This window comes from Collinsella aerofaciens (assembly GCF_027679495.1).
GTDB classification, from domain to species: Bacteria; Actinomycetota; Coriobacteriia; order Coriobacteriales; family Coriobacteriaceae; genus Collinsella; species Collinsella aerofaciens_AK.
In genome coordinates this window covers 1-20403 of sequence record NZ_JAQEKC010000020.1, presented here as the reverse complement: position 1 = coordinate 20403, position 20403 = coordinate 1, and the positions used below count along the sequence as shown (strand labels likewise).

The window sequence follows — 20403 nt, the reverse complement described above, 5'->3', positions numbered from 1 at the left end:
ATCCTGTCTTTATTTTGGGTATAGACGTCCATGTGTGTGCTAAAGTATTGAGTCCTGTGGACTACGAAGGGAGAATCTGTGCCAAAAAAGACTGAGAGCACGGGTACTGGGCTGGAATCATACGTTGCAAAGCTCATGGGCAACGGCTCAAACAGGACTTCGGTAACCGAGGACGAGATTCAGGTCGCCCTGAAGGATATCGATGTCTCCGATGAGCAGCTCAACGCGGTGTATTCCGCGCTGCGCAACAGCGGCATCCAGATTATCTCCGCGAGCGGAAACGACGACGCCCCGATGGGCGTCGACGATGACGATAACGATACCGACGATTTCGATGACGATGACGATGACGAGCACGATTCCGGCTCGCTTGACCATCACGAGCTTAAGATGGCCCGCCAGGCCGACGCCGAGATGGGCTCTTCCAAGAGCAAGAAGAAGCGCACCGTGCGCACGTCTCGTTCGCGTTCGCGCGTGCGCGGCATCGATGCCTCCACGGTGATGCTGACCGGCGACCCGGTTCGTATGTACCTTAAGGAGATCGGTAAGGTCGACCTGCTGACCGCATCTGAAGAGGTCGATTTGGCCATGAAGATCGAGGCCGGTCTCGAGGCTACCGAGAAGCTCGAGGCTGCCGATGCAGGCGAGATTGAACTCACACGCTCCGAGATGCGTCGTCTTACGCGTATTGAGAACGTTGGTCTTGAGGCCAAGCAAGCGCTCATCAGCGCAAACCTGCGTCTGGTCGTCTCCATCGCCAAGCGCTATGTCGGCCGTGGCATGCTGTTCCTGGATCTGATCCAGGAGGGCAACCTCGGTCTGATCCGCGCCGTCGAGAAGTTCGACTACCAGAAGGGCTTCAAGTTCTCCACGTACGCCACGTGGTGGATTCGTCAGGCCATTACGCGCGCTATTGCCGACCAGGCCCGTACCATCCGTATTCCCGTGCACATGGTTGAGACCATCAACAAGCTCGTCCGCGTGCAGCGCCAGCTCCTCCAGGACCTGGGTCGCGACCCGACCCCCGAGGAGATCGGTGCCGAGATGGACATGAGCGCCGATCGCGTCCGCGAGATCCAGAAGATTTCGCAGGAGCCCGTGTCGCTCGAGACCCCGATCGGCGAGGAAGAGGATTCCCAGCTGGGCGACTTCATCGAGGACTCCCAGGCTATCGTTCCGCCCGATGCCGCCAGCTTCTCCATGCTGCAGGAGCAGCTCACCCAGGTGCTTGATTCGCTTGCCGATCGTGAGCGCAAGGTTATCGAGCTGCGCTTTGGTCTCGTCGACGGACATCCCCGTACGCTCGAGGAAGTCGGCCGCGAGTTTGGCGTCACGCGCGAGCGTATCCGCCAGATCGAGTCCAAGACTCTGGCCAAGCTCCGCCACCCGAGCCGCTCGAGCAAGCTCAAGGACTATATCGAGAGCTAGTCAAGCAAGAAGCGCCCTCAAGCACATCTGCCTGGGGGCGCTTTCATGTAGTCGTTGGGGACGTTCTTGAATGACTAGTCGTTTAAGAACACCCAATGACAAGGCCCAATGACTAGGTCGGAAAATTTCTAAAAAAAGTTCTTGCCCTTCGTCCAATCGTCCGTATAATTAACTTCGTTGCTTGAGAGCACGCACCTATTCCTCGGTAGCTCAATGGTAGAGCACGCGGCTGTTAACCGCGCTGTTGTAGGTTCGAGTCCTACCCGGGGAGCCAGAATTTCTCAGCCCATTTCGCTGGGCTTTTAAATTCCTCGGTAGCTCAATGGTAGAGCACGCGGCTGTTAACCGCGCTGTTGTAGGTTCGAGTCCTACCCGGGGAGCCAGGCTTTAAAACCCGTCGCTTATGCGGCGGGTTTTTTCATGCCGCGATCGCCGGTGGCGAACGTTACCGTATCAACATTTCGTGTCGAGGATGTAATCGCGAACCCCATGGCCTTAACATGGCGCGGTCGTTGTAAAATGTTGGAATGATTGCTCCCACGACATGGTGCCGCGAGCACCAAGAAAAGGAGATTCTTGTGTCTGAGACCATTAACGGCAGCCTGAGCGTCTCGAACGACGTTATTGCCGATATTGCCGGTTATGCCGCGATGACGTGCTACGGCGTCGTCGGTATGGCCGAACAGCTGCAGGGCGCCGAGAGCGTGCGCCTGCTTGCCGGCCAGCGCCTCCGCAAGGGCGTGCTTGTTTCCGCCGACGAGAACGGCCTTACGGTCGACCTTCACGTCGTGCTCGAGAACGGCGTCAACATGAAGTCCGTCTGCCACAATCTTTCGAGCTCCGTCGCCTTCACCCTGCAGGAGATCGCCCAAATCGATCCCGCCAGCCTTAAGATCGGCATTCACATCGACGCGCTCAAGAGCCGTCTGAACTAGCATCCGAATACGGAGATTTCACCACTCATGATTGCAAAGACCATTCGCACCTGTTTTCCGATCGCTGCGGCTGCCGTTTCCGAAAAGGCCGAGGAGATCAACAAGCTCAACGTCTTCCCCGTACCCGACGGTGACACCGGCACCAACATGTCGCTCACGCTCGCCTCGGTGACCAAGGAGCTTTCCGCCCTTCCCGCCGATGCCGACATGGAGGCCATTGCTGGCGCCATTACCCACGGCTCCCTGATGGGTGCTCGCGGCAACTCCGGCGTCATCACCTCGCAGATCTTGCGCGGCGTGGCCGAGGGCCTTGTCTCTGCCGATGAGCCCATTACGTCCGCCAATATCGCCTTCGCCTTCCGTCGAGCCGTCAAGGTTGCCTTCCAGGCTGTTCGTAAGCCCATCGAGGGCACAATCCTCACGGTCCTGCGTGATGTTTCGACGAAGGCAGACGAGTGCGAGAAGAAGAAGTTCTCTGCCGAGGATGCTCTCGACGCCATCGTCGTCGAGGCTTACCAGTCCGTCGCCCGCACGCCCGACCTGCTGCCCGTCCTCAAGGAGAACGGCGTGGTCGACTCCGGCGCCTTTGGCTTTGCCATCTTCTTGGAGAACTTTGTTGCCGCTGCCCTTGGCCGCAGCACCGTGGTCGAGGATTTCTCCGCTACGTTCGATTCCGCTGGCTCTGCCCGTGACGCCGCTCTTGACCGCGTGGAGATCGAGGCCAACGACGACTGGGAGGGCTCGGAGTTCCGCTACTGCAACGAGTTCCTCTTTAAGGCCGATGCCCCGTTTGACGAGGACGAGTGTCTGAAGTTCCTGGGCTCTATGGGCGACTGTGAGCTGCTCGTTGGTGCCTATCCCGACTACAAGATCCACGTACACTCCAACACCCCCAACCTGGTGCTCGAGCACATGCTTCAGCTCGGTCAGATCTATGAGGTCTTTATCCACAACATGGAGATGGAGGCCCACGACCGTACCGCTAAGATTCACGAGGACCAGGAGAAGGCCGCCGAGCCCTCGAAGGCCCTGGGCTTTGTCGCCGTTGCCGCCGGCTCCGGCGAGGCCGACATCCTCAAGTCCCTTGGCGTTGACGTGATCGTCTCGGGTGGCCAGACCATGAATCCCTCGACCGCCGACCTGCTGGGCGCCGTCGACCAGGTCAACGCGACCTCGGTCATCATCCTTCCCAATAACGGCAACATCCGCATGGCTGCCGAGGCTGCCGCTTCTGCCTGCACCGACAAGAAGGTCGCCGTCGTTCCCACCAAGACCGTCCCGCAGGCCTTCTCCGCGCTGTTCGCGGTCCTGCCCGATTCCGAGCTCGAGGATGCTGTTGCCGCTATGGTCGACGCTATCAGCGAGGTTCGCGATGGCGAGGTCACTCGCGCCGTGCGCGACTCCAGCGCCTCTGACGGCTCGCCGATTCACTCCGGTGACGTCATGGGCATCATCGCCGGCTCCATCGACGTGGTCGGCTCCGACGTGAAGCAGGTCACGCTCGACTGTATCAACCGCATGCAGGAGGAAGAGGAGGGCGACGCGCTGACGATTCTGGCCGGCGAGGAGCTGTCCGACGAGGCCTTCCAGGAGATCGTCGACGCTATCGAGGAGGCTCAGCCCGATCTGGAGATCGACGCCCATCGTGGCGAGCAGCCGCTCTATCCCGTGATCTTCTCGATCGAGTAGGCTCTGCCCATGTCCGAGCTGTGCTCCGTGCCGCGCGTCTCGGAGCGTTTTGCCCAGAGCAATGCGCTCGACGAGGACATCGCGCGACTCAAATATGTTTCGGGTAAACGTGAGGAGGCCCTTCGCCGTCTGGGAATTCGGACGGTGGGGGACCTCCTTCTCCATATTCCTCATCGCTACCTGGACTTTACTCGCTCGTGGTCCATCGAGATGGCGCCCATCGGTACCGTGTGCACCATCATCGCCACGGTCGATCGTATTGTCCAAAAGCAGCCCCGTCCGCGTATGCAGGTGACTGAGGTCTCGCTCGTGGACGAGACGGGCGTGCTGCAAGTCGCCTTTTTTCGTCAGCCCTGGATTGCCCAGCAGTTCAAGCAGGGCGACCGCCTGGCCGTTATGGGCAAGGTCGAATTTGCCTATGGCTTTAAGCAGATGGCCTCGCCCCACTTTGAAAAGCTTGAGGACGGGCGCGCCGCCGGCACCATCCTGCCGGTCCACTACGTAAGTGACGGCGTGAGCCAGGCATGGATGCGCCGTATCGTGAGCGGTGCGCTCGAAGTGGTCGCCAATCCGTTCGATCCCATTCCCGCGCCGCTGCGCGCAAAGCGGAAGCTCATGAGCAATGCCCGTGCGCTGCGTTCGATCCACTTTCCCTCGAGCATGGCCGAGCGCGACATCGCGCGCCGGCGTCTTGCCTATGAGGAGTGTCTCTGCTTGCAGCTCGCGCTGCGTCTGCGCAACGATGGCGGTATGGTCGACGTAGTGCCTTATGCGCATGACGCGGGCGAGCATTTGGCTGCGCTTAAACAGGCCCTGCCGTTTTCGCTGAGCGATGAGCAGGAGGCTGCATTTCAAGACATCCTGCATGATATGTGCGATGGCGGTCGCGTGATGAACCGTCTGCTGCTGGGCGACGTCGGTACCGGTAAGACCGCCGTTGCCGCCTGCGCGTTGGCGGTCGCGGCCGATAGCGGCACCCAGGCCTGCGTTATGGCGCCCACGGGCGTGCTGGCGCGTCAATATGCCGATAAGACCGGCCCCTTGCTCTCGCAGGCTGGCATGACCTGGGCGCTCCTGACGGGCGCCACGCCGGCGGCCGAGCGTGAACAGATTCATGCGCGGCTCCAGTCTGGCGAGCTCGACGTGCTCTTTGGTACCCATGCGGTGCTTTCGGAGAACGTCACGTTCAAGCATTTGTCGCTTGTGGTGATCGACGAGCAGCACCGCTTTGGCGTGGGCCAGCGAAACGCTCTACGTGCAAAAGGCCCGGGTGCCGACTTGCTGGTCATGACTGCCACGCCGATCCCGCGCACGCTGGCGCTTTCGGTGTACGGCGACCTGGATACGAGCATCATCCGCCATCGTCCCGTTCCGGGTGCCGGCGTTGAGACGCGCGTCCTCACTGAGTCGAGTCGCGACCTGGCCTATGGCGCCATTCGCGAGGCGCACGAAAAGGGGCAGCAGGCCTACGTGATCTGTCCGCTCGTGGAGCCGAGCGATTCGGCCGATGAGCTCGAAGACGTACCCGGCATCGCTCGCGACGACGAGGGCCGCGTGACCGTGCCCGTGCCGTTGCATGACACGGCGACCGAGCTCGATCGCCTTCGTCTGGCATTACCGGGGCTTACCATCGAGCGTCTTCATGGCCGCATGTCGGCGGGGGAGAAGGACCGGGTCCTCGATGCCTTTAAGCGTGGCGAGATCGATGTGCTCGTCTCGACCACGGTGGTCGAGGTGGGCGTTGACGTGCCCAACGCCACCGTCATGGTCATCGAGAACGGCGAGCGCTTTGGTTTGGCGGCCTTGCACCAGCTGCGCGGGCGCGTAGGCCGCGGCAGCGTGTCGGGTACGTGCCTGGTCATGACGCACTCCAAGGGCAACGGCGGCGCGTCGGCGGCACAAGACCGCCTCCAGTCACTCGAGAAGACCTCGGACGGCTTTACGCTCGCCCAGATGGACCTGCGTCTGCGCCACGAGGGCGAAATCCTGGGTTACCGCCAGCATGGCGGCGTGACCTTGCGCTTTGTTGACCTTGATGCCGACGAGGAATTGATCGAGTGGGCCCATTTGGACGCGGTCGAGCTCTTGCGGTATGCTTGCAACCTTGACTCTGTGGCGACGCGCCCTCTACGCGATGCGGTCGCCATGCGGTATCGACACATCTTTAAGGAGGTCAGCGGAGGATGAGAATCATCGGCGGCGAATGGCGCGGTCGCAAGATCGAAGAGCCCCGTGGTCGCGATGTCACCCGCCCCACGACTGATCGCGTGCGCGAGGCGTGCGCATCTATGGTCATGTCGGCATTCGACTTCGATCTGGACGAGGTCCGCGTGCTGGATGCCTTTGGCGGCTCCGGCGCCTTGGGCATTGAGATGCTCTCGCGCGGTGCCCGCTCGCTCACCACGTTCGAGATCGATCGCAACGCTGCTCGTCTGATTACCAAGAATATCGAATCGCTCTGCCGCGACCGTGCGCGTTGGCGCGTGGTGACGGGTGACGTGCTGGCAAGCGCCTCGCGCGGCCGCATGCCGGGCGGTCCCTTTGACCTGGTCCTGCTCGACCCGCCCTATGCTTTTGGCGCCGAGCCGGTCGAGGAGCTGCTACAGAACCTAGCTCAGCAAGGCTTGCTGGCACAGGGCGCCTACGCGCTCTTTGAGCACGCCGCGGCCGATACGGGCGCTCACCCGGCCGGCTTTGAGACCGTGCGCGAGAAGCGCTACGGCATAACCTCGGTTGACTTGCTGCGCTGGTCGGCCACGAATGAGGCCGACAACGCCGACGACAGCGACAATGACGAGGATGCGCCTTTGGAGGACGCCCATGAATGACACCATCAACCGCGTGATTGTCCCGGGCACCTTCGATCCCATCACGTTTGGCCATATCGACGTCATCCGCCGCGCCCGCCGCATCTTTCCCAGCGTGATCGTGGCCGTTGCCGAGTCGCAGGGCAAAAACGGCGTCGGCACCACGTTTATGCTCGACGAGCGCGTGGCGCTGGCCCGTGAGGCGCTCGGTGATATTGACGGCGTCGAGGTGCTGCCCTTCACCGGGCTCTTGGTCGATTTTGCCCGCGAACAGGGAGCAGGAGCCGTGGTCAAGGGCCTGCGTGCCATGACCGACTTTGAGTACGAGCTGCAGCAGGCAGACCTCAACTACCGCCTGGATAGCGAGCTGGAGTCCATCTTTGTCATGAGTGCGCCGCAGTACGGTTATATCTCGAGCTCGGTGGTTCGCCAGATTGCCTCGCTCGGTAGCGACGTCTCTAATTTTGTTCCGTCCAATGTGGTCAAGGCGCTCAAACATCGCTTTTCGTGACGTTTTTTAATGCCTGGTGGCATGTGGTAAACTAACTCGATGATATGTTACCTATGAAAGGAGACCGGATGCCGGGCGAGAATTTTCCTGGCGACAGGATCGTGAGTCTTGTCGACGAGCTCGAGGGGCTCATCGAAGAGGCTAAGACGCCGTTCGGCAAGAACGCCCAGATGAAGGTTATCGACGCCGACGTCTTCTTTAACATCCTCGACGAGATCCGCATGAGCTATCCCGAGGAATGGCAGAAGTCCCGCCGTATCCTCAAGGAGCGCGAGGAGCTTATGGCTTCCGCCGCCGCTCAGGCCGATTCCATCATCGCCGATGCTCAACAGCAGGCCCTCACCATTGCTGGTGAGCAGGAGATCGTCCGCTTAGCGCAGCAGCAGGCCGACGACATCCGCGACCGTGCCCAGCAGTATGAGCGCGAGACTCGCTATGCCGCCGAGGATTACGCCGAGCAGGTCTTTACGCACCTCGAGGAGAATCTCAAGAGCCTGACCGGTACCGTCACCCGTTGTCGCCAGCAGCTTAACGAGGGTGCCGCCCAGCAGAATGGTCAGTGGTAATGGCTGAGTTCCCGAACGTTACCGTCGATCTTTCCGAGCAGCTCGAGTTTCCCGGAGACTCATATCCGCTGACCGGCAAGGTCGATGTCGCCGCCTATACGGTGGGCGAGAAGGAGTACCAGCTGCAGGACGGCATTGACTACGACGTGGTCTTTACCAATGCCGGCACCGGTGTTCTGCTTACGGGCATGGTCCGCGCGCACGCAACCGGTGAGTGCGACCGTTGCCTGGAGCCCGCTTCGTTTGATATCGCCGGTGAGATTGAGGAATTCTATCTCTTTAACGAGCCTGAGGACCCCGAGGCCTACGAAGACGGCTACGAGCTGCTGGGCGATGATCGCATCGTCGATCTGGGCGAGCCCATCAACGACGCGGTCGTCATGGACACGCCGTTCGTTGTCCTGTGCAAGCCCGATTGTCGCGGCCTGTGCCCCACCTGCGGCATCAATCTCAACGTCGAGCAATGCGATTGCGCCGCTCAAGCAGAGGCCGAATGGGCCGCTGCCACGGAAAATCCATTTGCAGCATTGAAGAATCTCAAGCTTGACGAGTAAAACTGTGGTAGTATCGCTACTTGCGCGTAATCGCCACACTGGATAGTTCATAAGGAAGGTCACTATGCCCGTACCTAAACAAAAGCAGGGTCGTATCCGCACTCACACCCGCCGTTCCGCCAACATGAAGATCTCGGCTGCGGCTCAGTCCACGTGCCCCCGTTGCGGCGCTGTCAAGCTCCCGCACCACGTGTGCCCCAGCTGCGGTTTCTACAAGGACCGCGAGGTTATCGTTACCGAGTAACTGTATACTCTGGATGCGATGCCGTTCCAACTGGAACCACAATGGCCGGCTCAATGAGTCGGCCATTTTTGTATAAGGAGCATGTATATGAGTAACGTTCGCGTTTGTGTAGACGTTGTGGGCGGAGACGAGAAGCCTCAGGTTGTCCTCGACGGTATCGAGGCGGCGCTTGCGGCAGATCCCGATATCGAGGTCTTGGCCGTCGGTCCCGCAGAGATCGTGAACCCCTTTGCCGCGGCTCACGCTCGCGTTGAGGCCTTGGAGGCGCCCGATGTCATCGCCATGGATGACGATCCCATTCGAGCCGTGATGACCAAGCGTAAGTCCTCGATCGTACTTGCCTGCCGCGCTATCAAGAAGGGTAACGCGGACGCGTTCTTCTCTGCCGGCTCCACCGGCGCCATGACCGCTGCCGCTACCGCCTACGTGACGCCATTTAGGTATCAGGCCGAGGGCAAGAAGCAGCCGGTGCGTCCGTGCCTCACCAATGCACTGCCCAACCGCGCCGGCGGCCTGACGGTCCTGTGCGACATGGGCGCCAACCCCGATGTCGAGGTCGACGACATGGTACGTTTTGCCCAGATGGGTAGTGCCTATGCGCGCGTCGTCTTGGGCATTGAGCATCCCCGCGTCGGTCTGCTCGGCAACGGTACCGAGGATGAGAAGGGCTCCAACTTTACCAAGGCGTGCTTCCCGGCCATGAAGGCCGCGGTTCCCGGCTTTGTGGGCAACTGCGAGGGTACCGATCTGACCTCGGGTAACTTTGACGTCGTCGTTGCCGATGGCATGTCGGGCAACATCGCGCTCAAGGCGACCGAGGGCGCCGCTAAGTTTTTGCTGCAAGAGCTCAAGGGTGCCTTTATGGCTTCGCTTGGCACCAAGATTGCCGCGCTGCTCATCAAAAAGCAGATGCGCGAGATCAAGGCAAAGCTCTCGGGCGATGCTAAGGGCGGCGCCATTCTGTTGGGCCTGCGTGGCGTGGTCCTTATCGGCCACGGTGCCACCTCGGTCGAGGCCGTCAAAAACGGTACACTCGCCGCGGCGGAGGCCGTGCGCGCCGGGCTGGTCGAGAACGTCGCCAACTCTATGGACGGCATCGTTTTGTAGGAGCGAGTTAGAGCGCTGTTATGTGCCTCGCGGCCTTCGTCGTGGGGTAGAATCAAAACCGTGTCTTGGCGCTGCGCTTGCGGCGCCAGCGCGTTGATGTTCACGCAATACGAGAGGAAGCGCTATGGACCGCTCCGAAATCTTCGACAAGATCGCCGAGGTCGCTGCTGACGTTCTGGGCGTCGATGTTGCCGAAATTAGCGAGGAGACCACCTTTGACGACCTCGATGCCAACTCGCTCGAGCGCCTGCAGCTGGTTACGGCTATCGAGGACGAGTTCAACCTCGAGATCGATGACGAGACTCTGCTCTCGCTCAACTCTGTCGCCGACGCCGTCGACGCTATCGAAGCTGCCAAGGAGGCCTAAGTCTTGGCTTTATCCGAACGACTTACGCGCGCCCAGGAAATCTTGGGCCACGAGTTCAACAATAAGGTGCTGCTGCGCGCGGCGCTTACGCATCCCTCGGCAGTCGAGGGCCAGCCGGTTTCTGCCAGCTATGAGCGCCTTGAGTTCTTGGGCGATTCCATTTTGGGCGCTGTGGTCGCACGCTCCCTGTTTGAGTCCTATCCGGAGTTTGACGAGGGCAAGCTCACGCGCCTGAAGGTGTCGCTTGTCTCGGGCGCTACGCTGTCCGAGGTTTCTCACGAGCTGGGCATTGACGACATCATCATCTTTGGTGCCTCCGAGACCGGTACCGGTGCGCGCGGCCTGCATTCGGCCCTCGAGAACGTCTATGAGTCGCTCGTGGGCGCGCTGTACCTGGATGCCGGCTGGGATACGGCGGCGGAGTTCATTCACCGTACGCTTAAGCCGCACCTGGCCACCGAGCGTGCCGAGCACCCCGCGAACCCCAAGTCGTTTTTGCAGGAGTGTGTGCAAGCCGACGGTCACGAACCTCCGGCGTACAAGCTCGTTGGCTCCGAGGGCCCGGCGCATGCGCCCACCTTTACCGCTGTGGTTTTGATCGATGGTATTCGCCAGGGTCGCGGCTCCGGTTCCTCTAAGAAGGAAGCCGAGGGAGCCGCCGCGCTTGAGGCGCTCGACCGTATGGGTTACACCACCAACGGCGTGATTCTCAATAAGAAGCACGTGTAAGCGAGGAACCGTGTATCTCAAGTCCCTCACGCTCAAAGGGTTCAAGTCGTTTGCCGACCGCGCCCATATGACGTTTGAGCCGGGCCTGACCGTCATCGTCGGTCCCAACGGCTCGGGAAAATCGAACATCTCCGACTCCATCCTGTGGGTCCTGGGCGAGCAGAGCGCCAAGCAGTTGCGCGGCCAGGCCATGGAGGATGTCATCTTCTCGGGCTCGTCAGCGCGCAAGCCGGTGGGTGTCGCCGAGGTCACGCTTGTGCTCGATAACTCGGACCATATGCTGCCCGTCGATTTTGACGAGGTCGCCATCACCCGTCGTATGTATCGCTCGGGCGAAAGCGAGTACCTCATCAACTCGAGCCCGTGCCGCCTGATGGACATTCAGGACATCTTGCACGATTCGGGCCTGGGCAAGGATACGCATTCCATCATCAGCCAGGGCAAGCTCGACGCCATTTTGCAGAGCCGCCCCGAGGAGCGCCGCGCCCTCATCGAGGAGGCCGCCGGCATCTCCAAGCACAAGCGCCGCAAGGAGCGTGCGCTCAAAAAGATTAAGTCGATGGACGAGCACCTGACGCGTGCCCGCGACATCAATAAGGAAATCGCCCGTCAGCTGCGACCGCTGGAGCGTCAGGTCGATCGTGCGCGCAAGTACAAAGAGTTGTCCTCGCGCGCGAACGAGCTTACGCAGATGCTGGCTGTCGACGAGCTGCGTTCGCTGCAGTCGCAGTGGAACGACCTGGAGAGCCGCTCCAAGGAAGGTGCCGCCGAGCTGGAGCTTGCGCAGTACCGCATGGGCGAAAAGGAGCGCGAGCTCGAGAAGCTCCAGGTCATGCTCGAGGAAAAGGGCCTGTTTGTGGGCGATCTGGGCGAGCAGCGCCGCCATATGCAAGATGTGGTCGGCCGCATTAACTCTGACATGCGCCTGCTCGAGGAAAAGGGCCACAACATGGTGTCGCGCCTGTCTGACATGCGCGGGCAGATTTCGAGCTCCGAGCATCAGCGTCGTCGCGTGGTCGAGGAGCTCGAGGACGCGCGTGCGCAGCTTGAGGAAGTGACCGGCGCGCACATGCAGGCCCAGGAGGACGTTGACGCCGCTGGTCCTGCCGCCGCAGAGCTCCACGAGCGGCGCGTGGCGCTCGACAATCAGATTTCGCAGCTTACGCGTGAGCAACGCGATGTGCAGCGCGTGGCCGACAACGCCGCGCTCGAGCTCGCCAAGGTGAAGGACTCGCTGAGCAATGCCGAGGTCGAGGACAACATGTATGCCTCGCGCCTGGAGCAGATTGACGAGCAGCTCGAGGAGGTCACGGCCTCGCTCGAGAGCCGTCGCAACCGCGCAGAGGAGCTTGAGGGTGCTCTTGAGGAAGCGCGCCAGGCCCAGGCCGATGCGCGTGAGGCCACCGAGGTCGCCCGTGCAGCCCTGAAGGACTTGCGTAATCGTGAGAGTGAGGCGCGCAACAAACTGTCCGAGGTGCGCTCGGAGCTTGCCAGCCAAAAGAAACTCGATGCCCGCATGGCCGACAGCTCGCCGCTCGTGAGCCGTCTGGTGGGTGCGCTGGGCGACGATGTCTTGGGTCGTCTGGGCGACGTGCTGGAGGCCCCGCGCGAGCTTGAGGGCCTGGTTGAGCAATTGCTCGCCGGCGATATCGATGCGCTGCTGTTTGATGACGCCGCCACGCTTGAGCGTGCCGGTCGTGCGGCTCTGGACCAAAAGAAGGCCTCGGGCGAAGCACTGCTGGTGACGCGCGGCGTGAGCGGCTCTACCGCCGCTGAGGGCGCTGCCGGTACCCGCCTGGTTGATCGTCTGTCCGTGCGTGCAGGCTACGGACCCGTCGTCGAGGCGCTGCTCGGCGGCTATTACGTGGTCGATGACTTGGCTGCCGCGCTGGCTGCGCCTGTCGTTGACGGTGTGACCTATGTGACTCCCGATGGCGCCCGCGTAAGCTGTGGCGGCCTGGTGCGTGTGGGCCTCGATGCCGGCGAGGCGTCGGGTGCTCTGGAGCGTAAGCGTCGCATTCGCGAGCTGGAGGGGCTTGAGCCCGATCTGGCTGCCGTGTTTGAGCATGTGTCGGATCAGGTCGTCGAGGCCAACGTTGCCGTCGAGGAGGCCCGTGCCGCCGAGGGCGATGCCGCCGGTGAGATCGCCCGTCTTGAGGGCGAGCGCCGCTCGCTGCTCTCCGAGATCGGCCGCTTGGAGCAAAGCGCCAACAATGCCGAGGTCGAGCGCGTGCGCATCTCCAAGCGCCGCGAGCAGGCTGCCGAGGCCGTTCGTGCCGCGCGCCCGCGCGTTGACGAGCTCACCCGTTCGCGTGACGAGGCGCGTGCACAGGCAAGCGACCTGGGTCTCCAGATTGCCGAGGCCAACGATGAGCTCGATCGCGTTCGCCGTGACGATTCCGAGGCCGCCGGTAAGCTCGCCGATGCCAAGGTGCGCCTGGCCCAGACGAGCGAGCGCCTGCGTTCGCTGAAGGGCCGCGTGCCCGACCTTGAGCATCGTCTTGAGGGCATCGACCGTCGTATCCGCGGAACACGCCAGGCTTCGCGCTCGCTCGAGCTGCTGCGCCTGCGCGTCGACCCCATGCACGAACGCTATTCTGCCCTGTTGGAACGCGCGTCGGATTGGGCAGCGCGCCTGCGTGACCAGGCCTCTCTGGAGGAGGCGGACTCCGCTTCGCTCAAGAAGACCATCGAGGATGCCAAGGCAGAGGTTGCCCGCGCTAAGGAGCGAGTCGATACCGCCTCCGCCGCGCAAAACGAGTTCAAGGTCGCGCGTGGCAAGCTCGAGGTGCAGGTAGAGACCGCCATTAAGGCCATTACCGCCGATGGCACCACGGTACTCGAGGAAGCGCTCATGCTTCCGGCGCCCACGGACCGCGATGCCGCCGAGCGCGAACTCAACCAGCTTGTGCGCCAGATCAACAACCTTGGTCCCGTTAACCAAGTTGCCATGGAGGAGTACGAGCAGCTCAAGCGCCGCGCCGATTACATCGAGGAGCAGCTGGCCGATCTGGAGAGCGCGCGCAAGGCGCTCACCAAGATCACCGTGGCTATCGACCGTAAGATGCGCAAGGCGTTCCTGGTGACGTTTGAGAAGGTCGATGCGAACTTCCGCGAGATCTTCGCCATGCTCTTCCCGGGCGGTCAGGCTCATCTGGAGATGACCGATCCCGAGCATCCTGCCGAGACGGGTATCGAGGTCGTGGCGCAGCCGCGCGGCAAGCGCATCACCAAGATGATGCTCATGTCGGGCGGCGAGAAGAGCCTGACGGCGCTCGCCCTGCTCTTTGCTGTGTACCGCACGCGCACGGTGCCGTTCTATGTGCTGGACGAGGTCGAGGCGGCACTCGATGACGCCAACCTGTCCAAGCTCATCGGCGCACTCGACGTGTTGCGTTCCGATACGCAGCTCTTGGTTATCTCGCATCAGCGCCGTACTATGGAGGACGCTGACGTCCTCTACGGCGTCTCGATGCAAGCCGACGGCGTCAGTCGCGTCGTCTCGCAAAAACTCGATCGCGAAACCGGAAAGGTCGTGAATGCATAATGGGATTCTTCGATGCTCTCTCGCGCGGACTTGAGCGCAGCCGCGAGGCCCTCAACGAGGTCTTCTACTTTGGCGGCGAGGTCGACGAGGATTTTTGGGAGGACCTGGAGGACACCCTCGTCATGGGTGACATGGGCGCCGAGGTCGCTATCAAGGTCTCCGATGACCTGCGCGATGCCGCGGCCAAGAAGAACCTCAAGACCGCTCCGCAGCTTCGCCGTGCCCTGGCCGAGCAGCTCGAGCAGCACTTTGTGCCCATCGAGCGCGATCCGTTTTCCGATACGCCGAGCTGCGTGCTGTTTGTGGGCATTAACGGTGCCGGCAAGACCACGACGGTCGGTAAGATCGCGAGCGTCATGGCCGCCCGCGGCAAGAACGTCGTGATCGGTTCGGCCGATACCTTCCGTGCTGCCGCTATCGAGCAGCTCGATGTGTGGGGCCAGCGCGCTGGCGTCCCCGTCATCAAGCGCGACCGCGGCTCCGACCCGGCAAGTGTTTGCTACGACGTGCTCGACGAGGCCGACAAGCGCGGCAGCGACCTGGTGCTTATCGATACCGCCGGCCGTCTACACACGAGCCCTGAGCTCATGCGCGAGCTTGCCAAGGTGGTCAATGTGACCCGTAAGCGCGCCGCCAATATGGCCGCCGGTCCCATGCCGGTTTCGGTCGTGCTTGTGATCGACGCCGCGACGGGCCAAAACGGTCTGAACCAGGCGCTCGAGTTTAACGAGGCGCTGGGCCTGGACGGTATTATCATGACTAAGCTCGACGGCACGGCTAAGGGCGGCATCGCCATGGCCGTGGCCGAGAAGCTCAAGCTCCCGATCCTGCGCATCGGCGTGGGCGAGCAGGTCGATGACCTGCAGGAGTTCAATGCCAAAGATTTCTGCCGCGCCCTGGTGGGCGAGTCCAATTAAGGAGTGACTAGTGTTTGATTCCCTGAGCGATCGCCTCAACGACACATTTGACCGCCTGCGCGGCAAGGGCAAGCTGACCGAGGCCGATATTACTTCGGCCATGCGCGATATTCGCATGGCGCTGCTCGAGGCCGACGTTAACTTTAAGGTCGTCAAGGAGTTCGTCGCCAAGACCAAGGAGCGCTGCATGACCGCCGAGGTCATGGAGTCGCTGTCGCCGGCGCAAAACGTCATCAAGATCGTGCTCGACGAGCTCACCGAGATGCTTGGCTCAACCGAGAGCAAGCTCGTCTTTAGCAATCGCATTCCCAATGTCATCATGCTCGTGGGCCTGCAGGGCTCCGGTAAGACCACGGCGGCCGTAAAGCTGGCCTACCTGCTCAAGAAGCAGGGCCGCTCACCGCTGCTCGCCGCGTGCGACGTCTACCGTCCCGCCGCTGCCGACCAGCTGGCCACGCTTGGCGGAGAGATTGGCGTGCCGGTCTTCCGTGGCGATGGCGAGCACCCGGTTGACATCGCCAAGGGCGCCATTCAGGAGGCCGTTGACCACCTGCGTGACGTGGTCATCGTCGATACCGCCGGTCGTTTGCAGATCGACGAGCAGATGATGCAGGAGGCCGTGGACATCAAGAAGGCCGTCAAGCCCGATCAGGTGCTGATGGTCGTCGATGCCATGACCGGCCAGGACATCGTCAACGTCGTCTCGACCTTCGCCGAGCGCACCGACTTTGACGGCGTGATCATCTCCAAGCTCGACGGCGACGCCCGTGGCGGCGGCGCGCTTTCCGTGCGCCAGGTGACCGGCAAGCCCATCAAGTTTGTTAGCATGGGCGAGAAACCCGATTCGCTGGAGCCGTTCTATCCCGACCGCATGGCCAAGCGCATCTTGGGCATGGGCGATGTTGTCGGCATCATCGAGAAGGCCCAGGAGGCAGCCGACGCCGAGCAGCTCGAGGCTGCCGAGCGCATGCTGCGCGAGGGCTTTACCATGAACGACATGCTCGACCAGATGAAGGCCGTCAAGAAGATGGGCGGCATGAAGGGCATTCTGGGCATGCTCCCCGGTGGCCAGCGTGCGCTTAACCAGATGGGTGGCAACCTGGACGAAGGTATCTTCGATAAGAACGAGGCCATCATCATGTCGATGACCAAGGAGGAGCGCCTTCGCCCCTCCATCATCAACGGCCAGCGCCGTGCCCGCATCGCCAAGGGCGCCGGCGTGACCCCCACCGAGGTCAATAGCCTTATGAAGCAGTGGGGCGAGATGAACAAGATGATGGGCCGCATGCGCACGATGGCCAATCAGGCACAGGCCGGCGGCAAGAAGGGCAAGAAGGGTAAGAAGGGCAAAAAGATGCGCATGCCCAATATTCCCGGTCTGGATGCCATGGGGCTGGGCGGCATGGGCGGCCTGGGAACGGGCGGCCCCAAGTCCGATATGGACCTGCTGCGCCAGATGGAAGCGCAGATGCGCAACAAGAAGTAACGACTAGTTGAGTCGTGTATGGCGAAGGCCGCCTGGATGGTATTCCAGGCGGCCTTCGCCGTTTGTTCGCTGGTTGTCGCACGCGTGGAAGCGCGTTCTCGACGAGGTGCTTGCCGCTAGTGGCAGCCGCAGCCTTCGTGCCCGTCATGGTCGTGGTGACCGTGGCAGCCGCAGGACTCGCCATGCTCGTGGATGTGCTCGTGATCATGTCCATGGCAGTCGCAGGTGGCCTCGCCGTTCTGTGCGAGCGTGCCGGCAATGAGGGCCTCGACGCAGGCATCGCAGCTGCCCTGGGCGCCCGCATAGACCGTGATGCCGGCTTGGGCAAGCGCGTTGATAGCGCCGCCGCCGATACCGCCGCAAATGAGCGTGTCAACGCCACCGTTGGCAAGCAGGCCCGCCAAGGCGCCGTGGCCGGTGCCGCCGGTGCCTACGACCTGCTCGTTGAGCACCTTGCCATCCTGGATGTCGTAGATCTTGAACTGCTCGCTGCGGCCAAAGTGCATAAAGATGTTGCCGTTGTCGTACGTCGTTGCCACCCTCATGGTGTCGACCTCCTTTGCTGGCCATGCGGCCGTTGTCGTGGTGATGGGGGAGTATGCGATATTGCCGCCCTCGATAACGAGCGCCCGTCCGTTGACCAGCGCATCGGCCACCTTGCGATGCGCGCGGCTGCAAATGGCCGCCACCGTTGCGCGGGCGATGCCCATCTGCTGGGCGACCGCCTCTTGGTTGAGACCCTCCAGGTCGCACAGGCGCAGCACCTCAAGCTCGTCGACGGTCATGTCGATGGCATCACCGCTGGCCAGGCCATCGGGGGTAAAGCCGCGGTATTCGGGGATGATCCCGACGCGGCGCAGTTTTTCGCGTCTTCCTGCCATGCACACTCCAAATCTGACATATGTCAACAATAGAATAGCGAACGTGCGGATTTGCGCAAGGAATTTCTGGCATATGTCAGAAAATGAGGGCTTATGTTTGGGCTGTGGGGCCGCGCGCGCCTGGGCTACAATAAATCTCGCTTATAGGCGACTGACAGGAGGGTCAATGAGCAAAGCTGATCAACAGTTTGTAACCATGTGCCGCGATATCTTGGACCATGGCACCACCACCGAGGGCCAAAAGGTCCGCCCGGTGTGGGAGGACGGCACCCCTGCCTATACCATTAAAAACTTTGGTGTCACGGCGCGCTATGATCTGCGCGAGGAGTTCCCCGCGCTCACCCTGCGTCGTACGGCGCTTAAGTCTGCCATGGACGAGATTCTGTGGATCTATCAAAAGAAGTCCAATAACGTGCATGACCTCAACAGCCATATCTGGGATGAGTGGGCCGATGAGACCGGTTCCATCGGTAAAGCCTACGGCTATCAGATTGGTCAGAAGAGCCATTACGCCGAGGGCGACTTCGACCAGATGGACCGTGTACTGTACGACCTTAAGCACACGCCGTATAGTCGCCGCATTATGACCAATACGTACGTGTTTAGCGATCTGTCCGAGATGCACCTTTATCCATGCGCCTATAGCGTGACCTATAACGTGACGCAGCGTCCTCAGGACGACAAGCCGACGCTCAACATGATTCTCAACCAGCGCAGCCAGGACATTTTGGCCGCGAACAACTGGAACGTGTGCCAGTACGCCATTTTGCTGATGATGGTCGCGCAGTCGGTCGATATGATTCCCGGTGAGCTGCTGCACGTGATCGCCGACGCTCATATCTATGATCGTCATGTCGATATCGTCCGCGAGCTTATCGAGCGTCCGCAGTTTGCGGCACCCAAGGTAACGCTCAACCCCGATGTGCATGACTTCTATGCGTTTACGACCGATGACCTGATTGTCGAGGGCTATGAGCACGGCCCTCAGGTCAAGAACATCCCCATTGCGGTGTAGGTGACGCGCATGACGTGTAAGCTTTCTGCCATCGTCGCCGTGTGTGACGACTGGGGTATTGGCTGCGAGGGCGATATGGTGGTGTCCAATCGCGCCGATATGCGCCATTTTGTGGCCTGCACCAAGGGCTGCCCGGTTATCATGGGACGCAAGACGCTGCTGAGTTTTCCCGGCGGGCGTCCGCTCAAGAACCGCCGCAATATCGTGCTTACGCGCGATATAGGCTTTACCCGCGAGGGCGTCGACGTGGTGCATAGCGTTGACGAAGCGCTCGCTGCGGTTGCCGATGAGCCCGTTGCCTGGGTGATCGGTGGCGGCGATGTCTATCGGCAGTTTTTGCCGTACTGCGTGGAGGCCGAGGTCACTCATAACCACTGCGTCCATCCCGTGGACACGTACTTTCCCGACTTGGACGCCGATCCCGCGTGGGAGATTGCGCAGCGTAGCGAGGTCGCGACGATTGCCGCCGGTGAGGGTGACGAGGGCGTCGATTATGAGTTCGTGACGTATCATCGCGTTGAGGCGTAAATCGTCTGGCGTGAACGGTATCATCGGGTTGATTGAATGCATGGGGCGGCGCTTAGCGTCGCCTCGTTTGGTATAGATGTGCTGTAAAGAAGGGTGCGGGCTGGCTGCTATGACTGATGCCGTTGAGGTTCTGCGAATTGATTCGCTCGATGACGAGCGGCTCGATGCCTATGTGCGACTGACCGAGCGTGAGCTTCGCTGCGTGCTGGAGCCGCAGAAGGGCATTTTTATCGCTGAGAGTGCCAAGGTCATCGAGCGTGCGGTTCGCGCCGGATATGAGCCGGTGAGCTTTCTTTTGGGCGAGCGCTGGCTCGACCAGATGATGCCGCTGTTTGACCAGCTTGTCGTGCGCGAGGGAGCGGGTCCGGTTCCCGTGTTCGTGGCCTCCATGGAGCTCATGGAGCAGTTGACGGGCTTTAACGTGACGCGTGGTGCGCTCGCGGCGTTCCGTCGCCCGCGTCAGATTCCGGTTGATGAGTTCTTGGGCGGTGTCGTCGAGGCGGCGGGGGATCGTCCGGTGCGTGTGTGCGTGCTTGAGGGTATTGTCGATCACACCAATGTTGGCGCTATTTTCCGCTCGGCTGCCGCATTGAACGTTGACGGTATTTTGGTCAGCCCGACGTGCTGCGACCCGCTGTACCGTCGCTCGGCCCGCGTGAGCATGGGCACCGTGTTTCAGGTGCCGTGGACGCGCATTGGCAGCGAGGCTCGTGTGTGGCCGCATGATGGTCTGAGCGCGTTGCACGATGCCGGTTTTTCGTGTGCCGCTATGGCGTTGACGGACGATTCCGTATCGCTGGACGATCCCGTGCTGCAGGAGATTGACCGCTTGGCAATCTTTATGGGTACCGAGGGTGCCGGCTTGGGCGCCAAGACCATTGCCGGCTGTGACCACGCGGTGCGCATTCCGATGGCGCACGGGGTCGATTCGCTTAACGTGGCCGCGGCGAGCGCCGTCGCCTTTTGGCAGCTGTGCCCGCACGTGAGCAATGAGTATCACTACCAGCCGGGTTTGTATCACTAGGCAGATATTTCGGTTGATTTCCGATCTCAGCCGAACACATTGAGCGAATAGGCCATTCCCGCAGTTAG

The 20403-nt window shown here is 61.4% G+C and carries 19 protein-coding genes and 2 tRNA genes; 20 read left to right on the top strand and 1 reads right to left on the bottom strand.

What is annotated here, in order from left to right:
* Positions 1–78 precede the first annotated feature (78 nt).
* From rpoD to ffh, 17 genes are all read left to right on the top strand, one after another.
* Entirely contained in the window at positions 79–1428 is a 1350-nt protein-coding gene (gene rpoD, locus PGW49_RS07850; RefSeq protein WP_270226175.1) for an RNA polymerase sigma factor RpoD, read from the top strand.
* Between the two features lie 199 nt (positions 1429–1627).
* A tRNA-Asn gene (locus PGW49_RS07845) sits at positions 1628–1702 on the top strand.
* Positions 1703–1736: 34 nt separating this feature from the next.
* Positions 1737–1811, top strand: a tRNA-Asn gene (locus PGW49_RS07840).
* Between the two features lie 195 nt (positions 1812–2006).
* Complete coding sequence (locus tag PGW49_RS07835) at positions 2007–2363, top strand: Asp23/Gls24 family envelope stress response protein (protein ID WP_022093773.1); 357 nt, start codon at positions 2007–2009, stop codon at positions 2361–2363.
* A gap of 27 nt (positions 2364–2390) precedes the next feature.
* Positions 2391–4052 (top strand): DAK2 domain-containing protein, encoded by a 1662-nt coding sequence (locus PGW49_RS07830; protein WP_270226173.1) that lies wholly within the window; start codon positions 2391–2393, stop codon positions 4050–4052.
* A 9-nt stretch (positions 4053–4061) separates the two neighbouring features.
* Complete coding sequence (gene recG, locus PGW49_RS07825) at positions 4062–6239, top strand: ATP-dependent DNA helicase RecG (RefSeq protein WP_270226171.1); 2178 nt, start codon at positions 4062–4064, stop codon at positions 6237–6239.
* Complete coding sequence (gene rsmD / locus PGW49_RS07820; protein ID WP_270226169.1) at positions 6236–6880, top strand: 16S rRNA (guanine(966)-N(2))-methyltransferase RsmD; 645 nt, start codon at positions 6236–6238, stop codon at positions 6878–6880. The genes recG and rsmD overlap by 4 nt, the downstream gene beginning before the upstream one ends.
* Positions 6873–7370 (top strand): pantetheine-phosphate adenylyltransferase, encoded by a 498-nt coding sequence (gene coaD, locus PGW49_RS07815; protein WP_270226167.1) that lies wholly within the window; start codon positions 6873–6875, stop codon positions 7368–7370. Before rsmD ends, coaD begins: the two co-directional genes overlap by 8 nt.
* Positions 7371–7438: 68 nt before the next feature.
* Positions 7439–7936 (top strand): ATP synthase subunit B family protein, encoded by a 498-nt coding sequence (locus PGW49_RS07810; protein ID WP_022094019.1) that lies wholly within the window; start codon positions 7439–7441, stop codon positions 7934–7936.
* Positions 7936–8490, top strand: a complete 555-nt coding sequence (locus PGW49_RS07805; protein ID WP_270226165.1) for a YceD family protein — start codon at positions 7936–7938, stop codon at positions 8488–8490. The genes PGW49_RS07810 and PGW49_RS07805 overlap by 1 nt, the downstream gene beginning before the upstream one ends.
* A 64-nt stretch (positions 8491–8554) precedes the next feature.
* Positions 8555–8734 carry a 50S ribosomal protein L32 gene (gene rpmF / locus PGW49_RS07800; protein WP_022094017.1) on the top strand — a complete coding sequence of 60 codons (180 nt, stop codon included), beginning with the start codon at positions 8555–8557 and terminating at the stop codon, positions 8732–8734.
* Between the two features lie 87 nt (positions 8735–8821).
* Positions 8822–9841, top strand: a complete 1020-nt coding sequence (gene plsX, locus PGW49_RS07795) for a phosphate acyltransferase PlsX (RefSeq protein WP_035138131.1) — start codon at positions 8822–8824, stop codon at positions 9839–9841.
* A gap of 124 nt (positions 9842–9965) precedes the next feature.
* Complete coding sequence (locus PGW49_RS07790) at positions 9966–10208, top strand: acyl carrier protein (protein ID WP_055286398.1); 243 nt, start codon at positions 9966–9968, stop codon at positions 10206–10208.
* 3 nt (positions 10209–10211) lie between these two features.
* A complete protein-coding gene (rnc, locus tag PGW49_RS07785; RefSeq protein WP_117746013.1) occupies positions 10212–10937 on the top strand; it encodes a ribonuclease III in 726 nt (241 codons plus the stop codon).
* Between the two features lie 10 nt (positions 10938–10947).
* Complete coding sequence (gene smc, locus PGW49_RS07780) at positions 10948–14484, top strand: chromosome segregation protein SMC (protein WP_270226161.1); 3537 nt, start codon at positions 10948–10950, stop codon at positions 14482–14484.
* Positions 14484–15401 carry a signal recognition particle-docking protein FtsY gene (gene ftsY / locus PGW49_RS07775; protein ID WP_270226159.1) on the top strand — a complete coding sequence of 306 codons (918 nt, stop codon included), beginning with the start codon at positions 14484–14486 and terminating at the stop codon, positions 15399–15401. Before smc ends, ftsY begins: the two co-directional genes overlap by 1 nt.
* Before the next feature lie 10 nt (positions 15402–15411).
* Positions 15412–16887, top strand: coding sequence for a signal recognition particle protein (gene ffh / locus PGW49_RS07770; protein WP_270226157.1), 1476 nt, complete (start codon positions 15412–15414; stop codon positions 16885–16887).
* A 116-nt stretch (positions 16888–17003) separates the two neighbouring features.
* Here ffh and PGW49_RS07765 read toward each other — a convergent pair whose 3' ends face one another.
* Positions 17004–17768: a DUF134 domain-containing protein gene (locus PGW49_RS07765; RefSeq protein WP_270226156.1), complete on the bottom strand. Its 765-nt coding sequence runs from the start codon at positions 17766–17768 to the stop codon at positions 17004–17006.
* 166 nt (positions 17769–17934) lie between these two features.
* On the opposite strand from PGW49_RS07765, the gene thyA reads away from it, so the two are divergent.
* From thyA to PGW49_RS07750, 3 genes are all read left to right on the top strand, one after another.
* A complete protein-coding gene (gene thyA / locus PGW49_RS07760) occupies positions 17935–18783 on the top strand; it encodes a thymidylate synthase (RefSeq protein WP_055309513.1) in 849 nt (282 codons plus the stop codon).
* Positions 18784–18792: 9 nt separating this feature from the next.
* A complete protein-coding gene (locus tag PGW49_RS07755) occupies positions 18793–19311 on the top strand; it encodes a dihydrofolate reductase (protein ID WP_195445883.1) in 519 nt (172 codons plus the stop codon).
* Positions 19312–19420: 109 nt separating this feature from the next.
* Positions 19421–20335, top strand: coding sequence for a TrmH family RNA methyltransferase (locus tag PGW49_RS07750; RefSeq protein WP_270226153.1), 915 nt, complete (start codon positions 19421–19423; stop codon positions 20333–20335).
* Positions 20336–20403 lie beyond the last annotated feature (68 nt).